This is a genomic window from Streptococcus mitis, assembly GCF_001579035.1.
GTDB lineage: Bacteria > Bacillota > Bacilli > Lactobacillales > Streptococcaceae > Streptococcus > Streptococcus mitis_J.
The window spans coordinates 1-219 of record NZ_KQ970363.1 but is presented as its reverse complement, the minus strand read 5'-3'; the positions used below and the strand labels follow the sequence as shown (position 1 = coordinate 219).

The window sequence follows — 219 nt, the reverse complement described above, 5'->3', positions numbered from 1 at the left end:
TATATAACATGGCTGTGCGGTTTTCCGATCGAAAATAGCGCTTGCCAGAAAAAGCTGTAGCTTCTTGCAGTAAATCTTCTTGGCTGTAGCCTTTGAGTCGCTTACGACCGTCAGCCAATCTTTCCAAATCGGTCAAAGTTGTGAGATTTTCCACGCTAACAACTTCCTCGTCCCCGACAGCCTTCATATAAATCTTACCAGACTCCTCAAAGACTAGTT

General features: G+C 44.3%; 1 pseudogene. It reads right to left on the bottom strand.

Annotation, left to right across the window (positions count from 1 at the left end):
• Nucleotides 1-219 (bottom strand): annotated as a pseudogene (locus tag SMIDD26_RS11070) (cystathionine beta-lyase); the annotation flags it as partial.